The 17,195-nt window shown below is 57.1% G+C and carries 15 protein-coding genes; 6 read left to right on the top strand and 9 right to left on the bottom strand.

Annotated features, from left to right (window positions below; translation table 11 throughout):
* Positions 1-53: 53 nt before the first annotated feature.
* The 3 genes from AB3Y40_RS15405 to AB3Y40_RS15395 are packed head-to-tail and all read left to right on the top strand — an operon-like array spanning position 54 to position 4,177.
* Positions 54-1,040, top strand: a complete 987-nt coding sequence (locus AB3Y40_RS15405; RefSeq protein ID WP_369439764.1) for a glycosyltransferase family 2 protein — start codon at positions 54-56, stop codon at positions 1,038-1,040.
* Entirely contained in the window at positions 1,037-2,737 is a 1,701-nt protein-coding gene (locus tag AB3Y40_RS15400) for a DUF5927 domain-containing protein (RefSeq protein ID WP_369439763.1), read from the top strand. The genes AB3Y40_RS15405 and AB3Y40_RS15400 overlap by 4 nt, the downstream gene beginning before the upstream one ends.
* Positions 2,738-2,740: 3 nt before the next feature.
* The gene (locus AB3Y40_RS15395; RefSeq protein WP_369439762.1) at positions 2,741-4,177 is read left to right on the top strand and encodes a nodulation protein NodH; all 1,437 of its coding nucleotides are present in this window, start codon (positions 2,741-2,743) and stop codon (positions 4,175-4,177) included.
* Here the strand turns inward: AB3Y40_RS15395 and AB3Y40_RS15390 are convergent.
* The 9 genes from AB3Y40_RS15390 to AB3Y40_RS15350 form a co-directional block, all read right to left on the bottom strand.
* A complete protein-coding gene (locus tag AB3Y40_RS15390; protein ID WP_369439761.1) occupies positions 4,165-4,629 on the bottom strand; it encodes a PTS sugar transporter subunit IIA in 465 nt (154 codons plus the stop codon). The genes AB3Y40_RS15395 and AB3Y40_RS15390 overlap by 13 nt on opposite strands.
* Before the next feature lie 29 nt (positions 4,630-4,658).
* Entirely contained in the window at positions 4,659-5,234 is a 576-nt protein-coding gene (gene hpf, locus AB3Y40_RS15385; protein ID WP_369439760.1) for a ribosome hibernation-promoting factor, HPF/YfiA family, read from the bottom strand.
* A gap of 225 nt (positions 5,235-5,459) precedes the next feature.
* Positions 5,460-6,215: an LPS export ABC transporter ATP-binding protein gene (gene lptB, locus AB3Y40_RS15380; RefSeq protein ID WP_369439759.1), complete on the bottom strand. Its 756-nt coding sequence runs from the start codon at positions 6,213-6,215 to the stop codon at positions 5,460-5,462.
* The gene (lptA, locus tag AB3Y40_RS15375) at positions 6,215-6,694 is read right to left on the bottom strand and encodes a lipopolysaccharide transport periplasmic protein LptA (protein ID WP_369439758.1); all 480 of its coding nucleotides are present in this window, start codon (positions 6,692-6,694) and stop codon (positions 6,215-6,217) included. Before lptA ends, lptB begins: the two co-directional genes overlap by 1 nt.
* 9 nt (positions 6,695-6,703) lie before the next feature.
* Positions 6,704-7,306 carry a hypothetical protein gene (locus tag AB3Y40_RS15370; protein WP_369439757.1) on the bottom strand — a complete coding sequence of 201 codons (603 nt, stop codon included), beginning with the start codon at positions 7,304-7,306 and terminating at the stop codon, positions 6,704-6,706.
* Between the two features lie 3 nt (positions 7,307-7,309).
* Positions 7,310-8,269, bottom strand: a complete 960-nt coding sequence (locus tag AB3Y40_RS15365) for a KpsF/GutQ family sugar-phosphate isomerase (protein WP_369439756.1) — start codon at positions 8,267-8,269, stop codon at positions 7,310-7,312.
* A 1-nt stretch (position 8,270) separates the two neighbouring features.
* Complete coding sequence (locus AB3Y40_RS15360) at positions 8,271-8,882, bottom strand: ribonuclease D (protein WP_369439755.1); 612 nt, start codon at positions 8,880-8,882, stop codon at positions 8,271-8,273.
* A gap of 53 nt (positions 8,883-8,935) precedes the next feature.
* Positions 8,936-10,954 (bottom strand): putative bifunctional diguanylate cyclase/phosphodiesterase, encoded by a 2,019-nt coding sequence (locus AB3Y40_RS15355; RefSeq protein WP_369439754.1) that lies wholly within the window; start codon positions 10,952-10,954, stop codon positions 8,936-8,938.
* Between the two features lie 118 nt (positions 10,955-11,072).
* The gene (locus tag AB3Y40_RS15350; RefSeq protein ID WP_369439753.1) at positions 11,073-13,499 is read right to left on the bottom strand and encodes a heavy metal translocating P-type ATPase; all 2,427 of its coding nucleotides are present in this window, start codon (positions 13,497-13,499) and stop codon (positions 11,073-11,075) included.
* Positions 13,500-13,677: 178 nt separating this feature from the next.
* Between AB3Y40_RS15350 and AB3Y40_RS15345 the strand changes: the two genes are divergently transcribed.
* Genes AB3Y40_RS15345 through AB3Y40_RS15335 form a run of 3 tightly spaced genes read left to right on the top strand, consistent with a single transcriptional unit; the run spans position 13,678 to position 17,193 of the window.
* Entirely contained in the window at positions 13,678-14,712 is a 1,035-nt protein-coding gene (locus tag AB3Y40_RS15345) for a DUF2169 family type VI secretion system accessory protein (RefSeq protein WP_369439752.1), read from the top strand.
* A gap of 4 nt (positions 14,713-14,716) precedes the next feature.
* The gene (locus tag AB3Y40_RS15340) at positions 14,717-15,130 is read left to right on the top strand and encodes a DUF4150 domain-containing protein (RefSeq protein ID WP_369439751.1); all 414 of its coding nucleotides are present in this window, start codon (positions 14,717-14,719) and stop codon (positions 15,128-15,130) included.
* 29 nt (positions 15,131-15,159) lie between these two features.
* On the top strand, positions 15,160-17,193 hold the full coding sequence (locus tag AB3Y40_RS15335) for a type VI secretion system Vgr family protein (RefSeq protein WP_369439750.1): 2,034 nt from the start codon (positions 15,160-15,162) through the stop codon (positions 17,191-17,193).
* Positions 17,194-17,195 lie beyond the last annotated feature (2 nt).

Here is a 17,195-nt window from a genome sequence, read left to right as displayed (position 1 = left end):
ATTGAGCGGCTGTTGAAGCAAGGATTACTTTGGGCGTTTTGGAGACATATCGATTGCGGCTTCAGCGGAAACGCTGGATCGGGCGCGCGCGCCGAAAGCAGCGCGAACTGACGTCGATTGTAGACCGCACCGATGCGATCAAGCCCAAGGATATTCTGGTTTTTTCGACCTTCCGCAATGAAGATCTGCGGTTGCCCTATTTCCTGCAGTACTACCGCGAAATGGGTGTGAGCCATTTCCTTATGGTCGACAACGAAAGCACCGATGGCGGTGGGGACTTTCTAAAGGAACAACCTGATGTGTCGCTGTGGTCGGCGCGCGGCAGCTATAAGCGTGCGCGGTTTGGTGTCGATTGGCTGAACAGGTTGCAATACAGATACGGACACGGCCACTGGTGCCTCGTGGCCGACCCTGACGAGCTGTTGGTTTATCCGTTTTGCGACACACGTCCCTTGCGTGCGTTGACTGATTGGCTGGATGCGTCGTCGATCAAATCCTTTGGTGCAATGCTGCTGGACATGTACCCTAAGGGTCCGGTGAATAGCACACCCTATCAGCGCGGGTCCAACCCGTTGCAGGTGGCAGAATGGTTTGACAGTGGCAACTACACGATTGAACGCAATCCAATGTTTGGCAATCTGTGGATTCAAGGCGGGCCGCGTGCCCGCACCTTTTTCGCAGAAGAACCTGCACGGGCACCAGCGCTGAACAAAGTGCCGCTTGTCAAATGGGACCGGCGTTATGCCTACGTCAGCTCGACCCATATGCTGCTGCCGCGTGGCTTAAACCTTGTCTACGACGAATGGGGTGGGGAAAAGGCATCGGGCGTGATGCTGCACACCAAGTTTCTAAGCACCTTCGCCGACAAGGCGCGGGAAGAATTGGTGCGGCAGGAACATTATGCCAATAGCCATGAATACCGCGCCTACGCTGCAGGATCAGAAGAAAACCCCGATTTGTGGTGCAAGTGGAGCGAGAAATACATCAATTGGCGGCAGCTTGAGATTTTGGGCCTGATGTCCAAAGGGAACTGGGCATGACCGTCGGGATCGTCATGCTGGTGCACACGGCACTTGATCGCGCAGAACAGGTGGCGCGCCATTGGGTCAAAGGCGGCTGCCCTGTTGTCATCCACGTGGACAAGAACGTGGATGATGGCACTTTTTCCACCTTCTGCGATGCCCTGGCCGATCTGAGCGACCATATCCTGTTCAGCGAACGACATCGTTGCGAATGGGGCACCTGGGGCATTGTGGCGGGCGCGCAGTCAGCGTCCGAGATGATGTTGAAACGCTTTCCCAAGGTCAGCCATGTTTATCTGGCCTCAGGGTCATGCATGCCATTGCGCCCGGTCAAGGAACTGCGGCGCTATTTAGAAAGCCGACCGCGCACCGACTTTATCGAGAGCGCAACCACCGCCGATGTGCCGTGGACAGTTGGCGGGCTGGACCACGAGCGCTTTACCCTGCGGTTCCCGTTCTCGTGGAAGCGGCAGCGATATCTGTTTGATCGCTATGTGGCAATTCAGCGACGGATCAAGTTTCGCCGCAAGATACCCGAGGGTCTTGTTCCACATATGGGGTCACAATGGTGGTGCCTGACGCGTCAAACATTGTCGGCCATTCTGCAAGACCCGGACCGCCCGATTTATGATCGCTATTTCCGTCGTGTCTGGATCCCCGACGAGAGCTATTTTCAGACCCTTGCACGGCTCTATTCGCAGCATATCGAAAGTCGGTCGCTGACGCTTTCCAAGTTTGATTTTCAGGGCAAGCCGCACATCTTTTATGATGATCACTTGCAGCTTTTGCGGCGATCGGATTGCTTTGTTGCGCGCAAAATCTGGACGCATGCCAATCGCTTGTACGACACCTTCCTGAATGACGACATGGCGGTGATGAAGGGGGCGGAACCGAACCCTGGCAAGATTGACCGGATATTCTCCAAGGCCGTTGAACGGCGGACGCGGGGGCGTCCGGGGCTATATATGCAAAGCCGGTTCCCCAACAATGACTGGGAAAACGGAATTACCTGCGAGCCGTTTACCGTGCTGCATGGATTCACAGAGCTGTTCGAGAATTTTGAACCCTGGCTTGCCAAGATGACCGGCGCGCGGGTGCATGGGCATCTTTATCACTACAAACGCGTCGAGTTTGACGGGCGTCAAGATCATTTCCATGGGGCGCTTACAAACAACACCAAACTGCGCGACTACAATCCGCAGATGTTCTTGACCAACCTGATCTGGAACACGCGCGGTGAACGTCAGGCGTTTCAGTTCGGACCAACGGACCACCAAGCGATGAGCTGGAACCTGTCGCGCGACAAGAACGCACAGATTGCGGTTGTCACCGGCAGTTGGGCGGTACCGTTGTTCCAATCCAATCGAAACTTTGCCGATCTGCGGCAAGAGGCGGCTGAACTGCAGCGGATTGAGAACGAACATCTAAGTTGTTTGCGGTCGCCTTACGGAAAGGCGCGGGTGCGGATCTGGTCGATGGCAGATTTCATCGAGGCACCGATGGAAGCACTGCAAACCGTGGTTGAAGACATGACTGGCAAGACACTTGGCCGCCTGGCAGAGGCGCCGCGGATGCATGACCTGACTGGGTTTGGTCAGTTCCTGCAAAACCTCAAGAACCAAGGCATGCATCCCTATCTGATGGGGGATTTCCCGGTTGATCCGCCAGCGGACAACAATGTGCCGCAACCCCGAAAACCCTATTTGGTGCGATAAGACGTGGCACGATTTGATTACTTTGTGGTGTTTGCGGAAATGCGCACCGGGTCGAACTTCTTGGAATCGAACATCAATGCGTTCGACGATCTGAGCTGCTTGGGTGAGGCGTTCAACCCGCATTTCATCGGCTACCCGAACAAAGATGACGTGTTGGGGATCACGCAGGCACAGCGCGAAGACGATCCTTTTGCCCTGATAGATGCAGTCAAAGGCGCGCCCGGCTTGAACGGGTTTCGGTTCTTTAACGATCACGACCCAAGGGTGCTGGACGCGATCCTCACTGATCGGCGCTGTGGCAAGATCATTTTGACGCGTAACCCGGTGGAGAGTTTTGTCAGTTGGAAGATCGCAAGCGCGACTGGCCAATGGAAACTGACCAATGCCACACATGCGAAATCACATGCAGTGACCTTTGACGCAGATGAATTTGAAAGCCATATGGCGGGACTGCAAGCCTTTCAGGTGCAACTGTTGAACACTTTGCAACGAACCGGACAGACAGCGTTCTATGTGGCCTACGAGGATTTGCAGGACGTCGATGTCATGAATGGCCTGGCCATGTTTCTTGGGGCCGAAGGGCGGATTGCGGGGCTGGATCGAAAGCTGAAGAAACAGAACCCGGCGCCCATGTCATCCAAGGTCGCGAATTTCACGCAGATGGAAGAGGCCTTGGCGCGGATGGATCGGTTCAACCTGAATCGGACTCCAAATTTTGAACCGCGCCGAGGACCGCTCGTGCCCACATATGTGGCGGCGGCAAAAGCGCCACTGCTTTACCTTCCGCTTAAATCCGGCCCGGTGGAGGCGGTCGAGACATGGATGGCTGCACTGGACGGGGCAGAGACAGCGGCATTGCAGCGCAAATTCAGCCAGAAAACGCTGCGCGCGTGGTTGTCGGACAATCCGGGTAACCGCAGCTTTACAGTGCTGCGACACCCCGTGGCTTGGGCCCACGCGGCGTTCTGTGACCGAATACTTCCGATCGGTCCGGGCAGTTTCAAGGAAATTCGCGGCACCTTACGTAAAATCCACAAGTTGGATGTGCCAAATTATACGCCCGAGCCTGAGACAGACCCGCAATATGATATGGCAGCGCACAGACGGGCATTTTTGACCTTCTTGACGTTCTTACGTGGCAATCTGTCGGCGCAGACGGCAACCCGCATCGATCCGGCGTGGTCAACGCAACTATCTGTTCTGCAAAGCATGGTGGAATTTGGTCCGCCCGACATGATTTTGCGTGAAGATCGGCTACGTTCCGATCTGGCTGGACTGGCTAGTCAGTTAGGGCGCTCTAAAATGCCCGTCGTGCCTGACGTCACGGACCCGTGGCGCGCAAGATTGGACGCAATCTACGATGCTGAGGTCGAAGCGGCAGCGCGGCAAGCCTATTCGCGTGACTACCAGATGTTCGGATTTGGCGACTACGCCGCCTGACTGGCGGCGGCTTCTGTCAGCAAAGCAAAAAGCGTTGCGGGGTCATTGTTGGCTCGCAGCTTTGTGCAAACTTCGTCGCTGCGCATGGTGCGCGACACTAGTGCCAGCGCCTTGAGGTGTTCGACCCCGGCCCCTTCGGGCGCAAGCAGGCAGAACACCAAATCAACCGGCTGGCGGTCGACAGATTCAAAATTGAGCGGCTTTTCCAAGCGCACAAACAGACCCAAAACGCTGTTCACGTCAGCCATACGGGCATGGGGCAGGGCGATGCCGTGGCCAACACCAGTTGGCCCCAGCCCTTCGCGTTCGATCAACGCATCAACGACATCGGCACAGTTGAGGTCATAGCATCCTTCTGCCAACGCGCCGAGGTCATGAAACATCCGCTTTTTGCTTGTGCAGCTGTTGATCACCTTTACGGCGTCCTGCTTGAGGATGTCTGCCACCTGCATCGTATGTTTCCTTTGGTTTTGCGCCCGGACTAGCCAGTCGCGCGCGGGTCGATCCAACCGATGTTACCATCGTCCCGTTTATAGACTACGTTTATTCCGTTGTGTTTTTCATTGCGGAACACGACCACACTGGAATCGGAGATTTCCATTTGCATCACTGCTTCGCCAACTGAAATGGACGGAATCTTGGTTTCCATCTCGGCCACGATCAGCGGCGTTGCTTCTGTCTTTTCAGCCTCATCCGACTCATCTGTTGAGGCGAGGATATAAGAGTCGGCATCAGAAAGTTCAACAGGCTGTGAACGCTCGCGGTGGTGGTCTTTCAATCGGCGTTTGTACCGTCTGAGTTGCTTGTCCATCTTCTCGTTGCTGCCATCAAAAGCGGCATAGATTTCGGGCTCGTGCGCGCGGGCTTGCGCGGTCAGGCCAGTGGACAGGTGAACAACGGTTTCACAAACATATTCGTGCCCGGACCTGGAAAAGACGACGGTCGCCTCGGTCGGGCGGCCTGCATATTTTGAAAGCATGTCGTCCAATTCGGTCTGGACATGCGTTTGCAGGGCCTCGCCAATATCAATCTGTTTGCCGCTGATCTGGTACCGCATCGTGTCTCCTTTTCGTGACGTGTCGGCGCGCGAACGGGCCTGCTGTGGCAGGTCAGTTTCGGTCCGTGGGGGAGTGACAAAAGTGAATTTTGGCTGGTTTATCATGTCCGTCAGGCAGCGAGGCCTGAAGGCGAACAAGAATCTGAGCCGGGTCTTTCATCTCGTTCATTGAGCGCCAGAAGCACCATTCATGTCAATGAAATCTTGGAAATAACCCACAGCAAATCAGTTCACGCGGAAGCCTTTGCCAAGGTAGACGCGCCGGACGTTTTCATCTTGCACGACCTCATCTGTCGTGCCGCTCATAAGAATCTTGCCATCGTGCAGAATATAGGCGCGGTCGACGATCTGTAGGGTCTCGCGCACGTTGTGATCAGTGATCAGAACACCTATGCCGCGATTCTTAAGGTCAGCCACGAGGTGGCGGATTTCGTCCACGGCGATGGGGTCAACGCCCGCAAAAGGCTCATCCAGCAGGACGTACTTGGGCCCGGCTGCAAGACATCTGGCAATTTCAGCGCGCCGCCGCTCACCACCCGAAAGGGCAATGGCGGGTGCTCTGCGCAGGTGTTCGATCGAGAATTCGGACAGCAATTCTTCGAGCCGTTCACGCCGCTTGTGGCGGTCGCTGATGCTGATTTCGAGAATGGCTTTGATGTTGTCTTCAACGCTCATCCCCCGGAAAATCGACATTTCCTGCGGTAGATAACCAATGCCAAGTTTGGCCCGGCGATACATTGGAAGTGTTGTGACATCACTGCCGTCCACCGTGACGCTGCCGCCTTCGGGGTTGATCAGCCCTGCCACAAGGTAAAAGCATGTCGTCTTGCCGCTGCCGTTGGGCCCCAAAAGTGCGACCGCCTCGCCCCGGCCAAGGGTCATCGACACATCGCGGATAACTGGGCGCTTGCGATAGCTCTTGCGCAGGTTCGTGACGTGCAGTCCGGCGTCGCCATCTTGAACAGTGAGGGCAGGGGCCATCAGTTGTTCCCCTGTTGAAAGACGGTTTTGACGCGGCCCGTCATCTGCGCGTTGCCTGTGGTCAGGTCGATTTGCATCTCGTCCGCGGACAGCGCGCTGGCCCCTTGGGTCAACAAAACCTCGCCACCTAACCGCAGGGTGCCGGCGGTCAAATCATAGTCGGCGGTTTGAGCCTCAGCCGCTTCGGTGGTGGTCACAAATGTGACGCCGCCTGCCGCTTTTAGGCGCGCAATATCGCCAGTTGTGTCTGAATAGACCACTTCAACTTTGCCCGCCGCCAAGCGCAGGTCGCCCTGGCCAATGACCACGTTGCCGGAAAATACGGCGGTGCCAGTGTCTTGATCGACCGAAAGGCTGTCGGCAGTCACCTCAACCGGGGCGGACGGATCTGCCGACAATCCACCAAGGTTGATGTTGGTCTGTGCCAGCAGCGGGGTTGCAAGGACACAAGCCAGACAAAGGGCGATCACGCGGGTCATATTGGGGTCCTATTCACGTTGTCCTTTCGGGTCATATAGCAGTCTTACGCCATTGGTGAAATCCATGCGCTGGCCGGTTCCGTCTGTGGATGCCAGGATTGTGACCAACCCGGCGGTGATGCTGCCATAAGGCGCCTGAATTTCAAGCGGACCGGCCGAGGCTATTTGCCCAGTTGTCAGATCGGCCGTCAGGGCTTGGGTTTCCATCAAATAACCGGTGGAGGTTTCCAGCCGCGCCAGCCCTGCCAGTTCCGCCGTTTGCGCCAGACTGTTAAGCCTGCCAAACCCAGCCTTAATTGTCAGGCGCGTGCCGTCGGATGCATCCAGCGTCAGTTGCGGCGCAAGGATTGTCAGATCTGCGCCCGCTTCTGGCTTGGCCGATTGCGCGGTAATCGCAATCACTGATCCATCGTCGGTCACACCACTAAATCGGGGTGCTGTGATGCGCTGCTCGCGCGCAAGGCGGTCTAGTTCGGCAAATGGAATGTCCGGGGTCTCGCCGGGATCTTGGGCAAACAGGAAAAGGGTCGACAAAAGTGCTAGTGCGGCCAGCGGCAGCAGGATCTTGAGCCATCCGATCACCCTGCTGCGCATGCCTGTGTTTTCGGTCATGGGTCAGACGACGCCGGCGCGCAGACAATCGTGAATATGCAGGACTCCGGCGACCTGGTTCTGGTCGTCAACCGCAAAAAGGCAGGTGATTTTGCCGGACATGCGCGCCACCGCTTCTTCGGCCAAGGCAGATGGGGCGATTGTTGTGGGGTTTGGCGTCATGACCTCGCCCGCGGTTTTTGACATCAATCCGTCCATGTGGCGGCGCAGGTCACCATCGGTGATCACGCCGGCCAATGATCCATCGCGACCTGTCACGGCCACCACGCCGAACCCCTTTTGGCTGATAACCAACAGGGTGTCGGCCATTGCCGTCGCGGTTTCGACGCTGGGAATCGCATCACCGGTGTGCATCAGGTCAGACACTTTCGACAGCCGCGCACCCAGTTTGCCGCCCGGGTGGAAGGCATGAAAGTCAGCGGGCGTGAATGCGCGTGCTTGCATCAGGGTAATGGCAAGCGCGTCCCCAACGGCTAGCGACATGGTGGTCGAGGTCGTGGGAACCACGCCAAATCCACAAGCCTCACCCAGTTGCGGGATGTTAATGCGAATGTCCGCTTGTTTCGCAAGCGTGCTTTGATCGCGGCTGGAAATCGCGATGAGCGGGATTTGAAAGCGGCGGGTGTAGGCGACAAGATTGGCAAGTTCCGGTGCTTCGCCTGAATTGGACAGGGCCAGGACGATATCATGGCTGGTAACCATGCCCAGGTCACCGTGGCTGGCCTCTGCCGGGTGAACAAATTGCGCGGGCGTCCCGGTCGAGGCGAGGGTCGCTGCAATCTTGCGCGCGATGTGGCCGGATTTACCGATGCCCGAAACGATGATGCGGCCCTTGGCCCGCAAGATCAGATCAACGGCCGCCTCGAACCCACCACCCAGACCGTCAGCCAGAGCAGACAGGCCCGCAGCCTCGTCAAGGATGACGCGACGGGCGATAGTCAGGTGATCGGCCTTGTTCGCCATATCAATGGGCAAAAATATCGGTTTCGGGCCACCCTGCCAGGTCGAGCCGCGCGCGCATTGGCAAGAAATCGAAACAGGCGGCGGCAATGTCGGTCCGACCTTCGCGGGCCAGCATCTGGTCTAGCGTGTCGCGGAGCCGATGTAGATAGAGCACGTCGGATGCCGCGTAATCCAATTGTGCCTCGGTCAACAATTCCGCGCCCCAATCGCTTTGCTGTTGGTGCTTTGAAATGTCGATACCGACCAGTTCCTGCAACAGGTTTTTGAGCCCGTGTCGGTCGGTGAAAGTGCGCACCAGTTTCGATGCAATTTTGGTGCAATATACCGGGGCTGTTGTCGTGCCGAAGCGGTGCATCAGGGCTGCGATATCAAATCGGCCAAAGTGAAACAGCTTCAGAACGTCAGGGTTTTCCAGCATCGCACAGAGGTTCGGCGCCTCGGTCTGATTTTGAGAAACCTGAATCAAGTGACAATCTCCATCGCCGCCCGACATCTGGATCAGGCACAGCCGATCGCGATGGGGGTTCAGGCCCATGGTTTCGCAATCGATCGCGACCACGGCGCCAAGGTCCAGCCCATCGGGCAGGTCGTTTTGATAAAGATAATTGGCCATGAGGTTGTCCGATCCGGTTGTTGAACTTCAAATACGGGCTGGCGCGCGTGTTCTCAAGCCCGGAGCTTTGCCGGCGACAATTTCCCGCGCGATTGACGCAGGTAATCTGCGGCCCAATTTGTAAAGTCGTTGGCCACCATCGGTCTTCCAATGCCGTAGCCCTGCCCAATGTCGCAACCGGACGCGCGCAAGTAGGATAGCTGCGCGTCCGTTTCAACACCTTCGGCGACGACATGCATCGCCATTTCATTGGCAATGGCAAGCATCGCGCGCACGATGCTTTCGGCGTCTTTTTGCGGCAAGGGCTGGATTAGGGACCGATCCAGCTTAATGCCGGACAGGTCTAGTTGGATCAGTTTTGATAGCGAAGCGTAGCCGGTGCCAAAGTCGTCCAATTCAACGGTGATGCCCGCCCCAATCAGACGGTCGATGTTAATCGCAGCGGTGTCATCAATGCTGCTGATGAGTGTTGTTTCCAGAACTTCAATTGCGACATGTTCCGGTTGCAGGCCATAGGCGTTCATATCAACGAGGAGATTTGTCACGACACGTGGATCGGCGATGGTTTCGGGGGCTGCGTTAAGCGACAGGCGCGGGATTGCTATCTCACCCGTCGCCCAGGGCTGGAACTGCTGCATTGCCTTCGACCAGACCATCTGATCCAACTCGCGCGAGAGCCCCTCTGCTGCGGCGAGTGGCAAAAACACATCCGGTGGTACAATGCCGTGTTCTGGATGCTGCCAGCGAGCCAAAACCTCAACCCCGGCAAGGGTGCCATCTGCGAGCGCAATCTGCGGCTGGAAAAACGGCACGATTTGCCCGCTTCGCAGGGCATTTGGCAGTTCCGCCGCCAGTCGGTCACGCTGATTGCGTGCATCTTTCAGGTCTTGGGCAAAGGCCTGCACCGCACCGCGGCCTTGTTTCTTTGCAGTCTTGAGTGCGAGCTCCGCGTGAGAAATGATGCCAAGCGGGTCGGTCACATCGGGCGTGGCGGTCGCATGTCCAATTGTCAATCCAACCTCGATCCGGCGACCGGACAGATTTGCGGGATGCGCCACATCCCTTTGAATCTTATGAATCAGATCATCCGGGTTTGCATCAGTCAGAATCATGAATTCGTCGCCGCCGGTGCGGGCAACACAATCATGTTCTCGGGCGCAGTGCTGGAGTACGTCGCGCACAAACAATAAGACTGCATCGCCTGTTTCCTCCCCGGCGATTTCATTGATCGCGCGGAACCTGTCCACGTCCAGGTGCAAGAGGCTGAAGCTTGGATTTTGATTGCGGATCTCGCGCGCAATTTGACCAACCAAAAATGTTCGGTTCGGCAGTTGGGTCAAAGCATCGTGGGTCGCGGCGCGTTCAAGTGCAGCATGAGACTGTCGCAGCTTGACCTGATTTTGCATCAACGTCTGGCCATTCTGACGCAGTGCGCGAATCGTCGACGTTACCGTCAGATGCGCGGGTGCATAGATGAACATGGCCTGCAAAATAATCACCATTATTGCGCCGCCAAGGATGATGGTTTGTTGAACGCGAAGTGTTTCACGCGCTTGCTGCGCTTCGACAACAAACATGGTCACCATTTGGTCGAGGTCTCGCAAAAGACCATCGTGACCAAGTGACAACAACGTGTTCAACGCAGGCCCCACTGCGACGCTTTGTTCAAGGCTGACATAAATACCGCGCGCCGCAGCAGAGAAGAGTCGGACACGGGCATCGACATGAAGTGGTGCATCGAAATAGGCAGCTCGCATGCGCGGGCTGAGCGTCGCGTCAGTACTGAGCGTGTGATGAGTTGCATCAAAGGTCGAGATGGCATGCGCCAAGTCGTCAAGACTTACGTCTGGGTTGGCGTCGTTCGCAAGTTCCACAGACAACAGCAATATCCGTTGCGTCAGCATGCGCATCTTGCCGGATGAATTGATGACCCTTGCGTCGACAAGCCCCTGTTCGATTGTGGTTTTGTTGGCTTGGTGGGCCGAAAGGATCAGTAGGACAACAAGCACCATGCCAGCGACGTAACGCTTCCACAGACCTTCGGGCGGGATATCCCGCGCCCGTTTTTCCATCATGTGTCTGAATCTGCGAATGACTTTCAAGGCCCGAATCCCAAGGTGATCCTCGGAACCCTGATCGAAAAGATTTAAATTTTAGTGTTTTGAGTTCGTTCGCGATTTCAGGGTCGCATCAGGTCAAAGGCGCGGTCCGAAGGCGCAAGGCATTTGTCACAACAAAAACAGAAGAGAGCGCCATCGCAGCGCCCGCTAGCATAGGTGAAAGCGTCCAACCAAATGAGGGATAAAGAAGCCCGGCGGCGACGGGGATCAACGCGATGTTGTAAGCAAATGCCCAAAAGAGGTTTTGGCGGATATTGCGCATTGTTGCGCGGCTAAGCGTCAGCGCTGTCACCGCACCGGGCAAAGCGCCCGACATCAACACCACATCGGCGGCCTCGATGGCGACGTCCGTGCCGTTGCCAACAGCGACACCGACATCAGCGGCGGCGAGCGCTGGTGCGTCGTTGATCCCGTCGCCGACAAAGGCGATGGGCCCGAAATCGGTGCGCAGCCGGGTGATTGCATCGACTTTGCCATCGGGCATGACCTCTGCCACGACTTCATCAATCCCGAGCTGCTGCGCGATTACATCGGCAACCGGCTGTGCATCCCCAGTTATCATGGCGATCTTGATGCCTTTTGCCCGCAAGATGGCGAGGGTGTTTGCGGCGTCTGGCCGGATTGGGTCGGAGACTCCAAGTGCCGCGACAATGCGACCATCTATGGCGGCAAACAGCGGCGTTGCCCCGGATTTCGCAATGTCCTGTCCAGTTTGGTGCCATTCGCCCAGCGGAATCTTGTGTGCTTCAAACAATCTGCGCGCGCCGATCGTCACAGTTGCCCCTTCGACTTGACCGATAACGCCTTGGCCGGGCATGGCGGCGAAATCGGTCACTTTGGGCAGGGGCGCATCGCCTGCCGCGCGCAAGATTGCCTTGGCGATTGGGTGCTCTGACTGACGCTCGACCGCGGCAAGACGTGGCAAGAGCATGTCTTTGTCCGTGTCTTCCGCTAGTCGCAGTGTGGTCAATTCCGGCTGGCCCGCAGTCAGGGTTCCGGTCTTGTCAAAGGCGATCACGCGGATGGTTTCGAGGCTTTGCAGGGCGGTGCCTTTGCGGAACAGCACACCTTCGCCTGCCGCGCGCCCGATGCCCACGATGATCGAGGTGGGGGTTGCCAGACCCATGGCGCAAGGGCAGGCGATGATCAGCACCGAAACACCTGCAACAAGTGCATAGGACAAGGCGGGGTCAGGGCCAAATACCAGCCACGCCAGAACCGAAAGCAACGCGATAAGCATCACGATGGGCACAAAGATGCCGGTCACGCGGTCCACAAGGGATTGAACCGGCAGCTTTGCGCCTTGCGCCTGCGCAACCATCGCGATGATCTGCGACAAAACTGTGTCGTCTCCAACCGCGGTGGTTTGCACTTCCAATGCGCCGGTGCCGTTGACGGTGCCGCCGGTCACAGGATCGCTTGGCGCCTTTTTGACTGGAGTGGGTTCACCGCTCAGCATGCTTTCGTCGACCCATGATCCGCCTGCTGTGACGATTCCATCAACTGGAATGCGTGCGCCTGGCTGGACCATGACAGTGTCTCCGATGCGTAGTTGATCGAGTGGCAATGAAACGATCTTGCCCGCGCGCAGAACCTGCGCTGACGTGGGCCTTAGCCCGGCAAGTTTGCGTATGGCCGCCCCGGTGCGGCCTTTCGCGCGCGCCTCAAGCCAGCGGCCCATCAAGATCAGTGTTGTGATCACGGCCGCGGCCTCAAAAAAGACGGCTCGAGCGCCGGGTGGAAACAGCGCGGGCGCGATCAGCACAAGCGTGGAATAGCCCCAGGCGGCAGAGGTGCCCAGCACTACAAGCGCATTCATCTCTGGCGCGCGGCGCAGAAGGGCAGGGATGCCTTTGGCAAAGAATACCCGCCCTGGACCAAACAGTACCAAAGAGGTCAGGACAAACTGGATGATCCAACTGGTTTGGTGGCCGATTGTCCGCCCGATCCAGTGGTGGAACGGAGGAAACAAATGCCCGCCCATTTCAAGGATCACGACAGGTAGGCTCATGGCGGCGGCGATTAGTGCCGCTGCGCGAAGGTTCGCGGCCTCTTTATCAATCTGCGTCTCGGGCGCGGTCTGGGTGGCAACGTTTGCAGGATAACCCGATTGTGTGACGATTTGCGCCAGTGCAGCCGGGGTAACTGCACCGGCGACATAGGTCGCGCGAGCGGATTGTGTGGCAAGATTGACCTGTGCGTCTTGCACCGCCGGAGAAGCCAGCAAAGTGGTTTCGACGCGGCGGACACAAGACGCACAGGTTAGATCGGACAGCGTCAGCGTGACCGTTTCAGTTTGCGCCGGGTATCCCGCACCTTCTAATGCTGTGGTCAGATCGTGCAGCGTTGCGCCATCGTGTGTGATTGATGCGGTGTGGTTGGCAAGGTTTACATCCGCCGTTTTAACCCCTGCCACCGCGCGCAATGCTGTCTGCGCCCGCGCCACACAAGAAGCGCAGGACAGGCCAGACAGATGCAGTTGAAGGGGCTGAGACATGTCTTTCCACGCTCCAATAGGTGCGAATATTCTCTATAAGGAGATCAATTGCCTGCTGGTCAAGGGATTGGCGCGACCGGGATAGGGTAAACAACCGGAATCCCGCAATATTCTGGACAGGCAGGCCCTGGCTTGTCAGTCTGGTGTCATTGTTCTGGTTTTGGATTCTGAATCCCACATGCATCTTTCAACACTGCTGCCACTTGGCACGATCTTTTTCAAACACTGGCATACGGACGATTCCGAAGTGGGGGTCGCGGTTGCCAAGGCACAGTTCGAAATCCGTGAAGATGGCACGCTGAAATCCGTTAAACCGGGCCCCGAACTTGAGATGTCGGACGTATTCGCCGCCGAGGTTGCTACGTCCCGGTTGCTCATGGAACAGGAAATCGCCCCCGCCAAGGTGGCTACCGACCTGACCATGAACGCAGTGGCACATGCGCCGGGTGGCAAGCCCGCGCAGGATTGGGAGGTGTCGGTCAATATTCCGGACCGGTTGCACTATGCCTGCCGCGTGCGTGGGCCCACATTGTGGAGCAGGGGCGTGATGGGATGGTCTTTGTCAGACCCCGAACCGGTGTCGCAGGTGCCGTTGACTTATGATCTGGCTTACGGCGGACCGGCACAGGGTGACCCCGATGCCAAGACGCCCGATATTTACGACCTCAATCCGGCTGGTCAGGGCTATGCCACCAAAGAAAGCCTCGAAGGAAAACAAAGCTTTGCTGCCGCACAGATCGGCAACATCGCCGAATTCATGATCAAGGATCCGCTGGCACTGTTGACAGTCCATGGCTTTGGGCCAGTGGCCAAAGCGTGGCTGCCTCGTCGGGTACATGCAGGCACGTTTGACGAAGATTGGGAATCAACCCGACACCCCCGCATGCCAGAGGATTATGATCTTCGTTTTTGGAACGCAGCGCCCCACGCGCTGCAAATTGAGCCTATGCTGGAGGGAACTGAAACGATTCATCTGGACGGTATGACCGAAGGCGGCGGTCGGCGCAGTCTGACACTTCCAGGTGTGAAATTGATGCTGGCAGCAGAAGGCGAGAACGTGAGCAAGAACCATACCATGAAGCTCGACACGCTCCATATTGATGTGGCGGATCCTGATCCAGCGCAGCATCGGGTGACGCTTGTCTGGCGCACGCTTGTGACGGGGCCTGAGCGGTTCACAAGCGGCCAGCTGCAAAGTGTGAAGATCGGATAATGCCATGGATATGACAATTGCCCGCAAGCAGGGCCCGAACGCGACAATCATCTGTATGGCCCCGGATGTCTGCAAAACACCGGTCGGCAATGCGGTGGTGCCGATCCCCTATATGATCATCTCGCGTCTTGATTGGGCCACCAAGACGGTGCCAAGCGTCAAGATCACGGACAAAGAAGCGTTTACGATGGCGTCGCGCACCGACAAGGTTGTGGGCGATGAGCCGGGCACCGTTGGCGGGATCAAGTCCAACGTGAACCGTGGCTGGTGCCGCCCGATCGCGAACCACGGCACGGTGTTGGTGGATGGCAGAGAGCTGATCCAGAACAACAACCTGTATGAAATGAACTGCTCTGGCCCAGATGGACCTGGCAATACGATTGGTCGGCTTTTGTATTTCGAGCCGCCGAAGCTGTGAAATGATGAAATGATGACGGGACCAGAATAATGGCTGCTAAGACGTCACAACTGATGCGTACCGCGCAACTGCATACTGATCTGGGCAAGGACATTCTGCACCTTCGGCAGTTTGACGGCACGGACTACGTCGATGATCTGTTTTCCTACGAGGTCGAGGCGCAGTGTGCGGATACCTCCGTAAAACTTGACAGTTTGTTGGGGACCCACGCGACCGTTGTGGTCATGTCGCGCGATCATGGGCCGCGGTATTTTGACGGGATCGTCACCTCTGGCCGCTGGATTGGTGAGACGGATGACCGCGCGGTGTTCCGGCTGACGCTGGAGCCGTGGTTTGCGCTGCTGGACAAGCGGCGCAATCAGCGGATTTTCCACAACATGACGGTGGTACAAATCCTCGAAGAGCTGTTGAACACCTATTCAGGCCTGGGTGATCCGGCCTATGAGATTTCGCTAACGAAGTCCTACCCAGAGCTGGAATACACCGTCCAATACCGCGAAAGCGATCTGGCTTTTGCGCGCCGGATGATGGAGCGGTTTGGCCTATCGTTCCATTTCAAGCATGCGGCAGGGTCGCATACCATGGTGATCACCGACGCTGTTGACAGCTTTGATGACGTCATCGCAGACAGCCGACCCTACATGGATGTCGCGGGCCATCATGACGCCGATGAAGAGCACTTTTGGCTATGGCAAAAGGCCCGCAACATGACCACGGGTGCGGTACTGCTGAAGGATTTCAACTTCAGGGTGCCGACGGCCAAGATGGATGTGGACCGCAAAGGCGACGCCACCTATGCCGAGGGTGAGATTGAGGCTTATGACTATCCGGGTCTCTATCTGACCGAGGATGACGGCAAGGCGTTGATCGCCACCCGGATCACCCAGGAACGCGGCAAGGATCACCGGCACACGGCCGAGGGCGATTGCATCAGCCTTGGCGCAGGGATGAAGGTCAAGCTTGTGGGGCAAGCAGCAGATCAGGTGGTGGGGCAATCTTATTTGTGCCTGTCTGCGACGCATTCCTTTGCCGATCAGGCCTATATTTCGGGCAACAACGACCCCGGCTATGTGTTTAAAGCGACCTATAGCTTTGTCCCGGTTGATGAACCCTATGCGCCTGTGCGCAAGACCCCGCGCGCGCTGGTGCACGGCCCACAGACCGCGATTGTCGTGGGTGAGGGCGAGATTGATTGCGATGACTACGGCCGGATCATCGTGCAGTTCCACTGGGACCTTGAGGGCGCCTATTCCATGCGCTGCCGCGTCAGCCAGAACTGGGCTGGGAACGGCTGGGGTGGCATGGTCATCCCGCGCATCGGGATGGAGGTGCTGGTTGAATTCCTTGAAGGCGATCCTGATAAACCGCTAGTAACGGGCTGCGTTTACAACGGCAAGAACGCGGTTCCCTACAACCTGCCAGAGCATAAGACGCGTAGCACGTTCAAGACGGACACCCATCAGGGCAAGGGATTCAATGAACTGCGGTTCGAGGACAAGAACGGCGAGGAAGAAATCTTTATCCACGCCCAAAAGGACCGCAATGCCAAGATTGAGAACAACCAGTCCGAACGGGTGAACGTCAACAAGGTCGAAAGCGTTGGCCACGACAAGGCCAGCGAGATTGGCAACAATCTACTGCAGGTTGTCGATGGTAACATGGATATCCGCGTAGGGCCGGGCAACAAGAACTCGGTCACTCCCGCGGGTTCGTCTGATAGCCCTGAAGGTCTGCCGACTGTTCCAAGTGCATATGGCAAGGCAGGGTCCAGTCCCGGCGAGGGGTCGCTGAATATGGCCGTCGAGGTCAACAAGGTACAGACTATCGGCGAAAACCACTCTGAAGAGGTGGGTAAGGACAAGGACAGCAAAATCGGCAACAACTACACGCTGGATGCAGGCAAGAACATCGAAATCACTGCAGGCGACAAGATCACAATTACAGTGGGGCAAAGCCGGATCGAGATGACGGCGAAGGGCGACATCAACGTCAACGGCAAAAAGATTTCCCTGACGGCAAGCAGTCTGGTGAAAATTCTGGGCAAGATGGTCAAGATCAACTGACG

Source organism: Yoonia sp. R2331, from assembly GCF_041103235.1.
Lineage (GTDB): Bacteria > Pseudomonadota > Alphaproteobacteria > Rhodobacterales > Rhodobacteraceae > CANMYO01.
Note: the sequence above shows the minus strand (reverse complement) of the source record. Positions and strands in the feature narration are given on the sequence as shown.

What these genes read in the sequence shown, in the direction of transcription:
- AB3Y40_RS15400 (WP_369439763.1), top strand. Translation starts at nt 1,037, where the DNA reads ATGACCGTCGGGATCGTCATGCTGGTGCACACGGCACTTGATCGCGCA.
- AB3Y40_RS15390 (WP_369439761.1), bottom strand. Translation starts at nt 4,629, where the DNA reads ATGCAGGTGGCAGACATCCTCAAGCAGGACGCCGTAAAGGTGATCAAC.
- hpf (WP_369439760.1), bottom strand. Translation starts at nt 5,234, where the DNA reads ATGCGGTACCAGATCAGCGGCAAACAGATTGATATTGGCGAGGCCCTG.
- lptB (WP_369439759.1), bottom strand. Translation starts at nt 6,215, where the DNA reads ATGGCCCCTGCCCTCACTGTTCAAGATGGCGACGCCGGACTGCACGTC.
- lptA (WP_369439758.1), bottom strand. Translation starts at nt 6,694, where the DNA reads ATGACCCGCGTGATCGCCCTTTGTCTGGCTTGTGTCCTTGCAACCCCG.
- AB3Y40_RS15370 (WP_369439757.1), bottom strand. Translation starts at nt 7,306, where the DNA reads ATGACCGAAAACACAGGCATGCGCAGCAGGGTGATCGGATGGCTCAAG.
- AB3Y40_RS15365 (WP_369439756.1), bottom strand. Translation starts at nt 8,269, where the DNA reads ATGGCGAACAAGGCCGATCACCTGACTATCGCCCGTCGCGTCATCCTT.
- AB3Y40_RS15360 (WP_369439755.1), bottom strand. Translation starts at nt 8,882, where the DNA reads ATGGCCAATTATCTTTATCAAAACGACCTGCCCGATGGGCTGGACCTT.
- AB3Y40_RS15355 (WP_369439754.1), bottom strand. Translation starts at nt 10,954, where the DNA reads ATGGAAAAACGGGCGCGGGATATCCCGCCCGAAGGTCTGTGGAAGCGT.
- AB3Y40_RS15350 (WP_369439753.1), bottom strand. Translation starts at nt 13,499, where the DNA reads ATGTCTCAGCCCCTTCAACTGCATCTGTCTGGCCTGTCCTGCGCTTCT.
- AB3Y40_RS15345 (WP_369439752.1), top strand. Translation starts at nt 13,678, where the DNA reads ATGCATCTTTCAACACTGCTGCCACTTGGCACGATCTTTTTCAAACAC.
- AB3Y40_RS15340 (WP_369439751.1), top strand. Translation starts at nt 14,717, where the DNA reads ATGGATATGACAATTGCCCGCAAGCAGGGCCCGAACGCGACAATCATC.
- AB3Y40_RS15335 (WP_369439750.1), top strand. Translation starts at nt 15,160, where the DNA reads ATGGCTGCTAAGACGTCACAACTGATGCGTACCGCGCAACTGCATACT.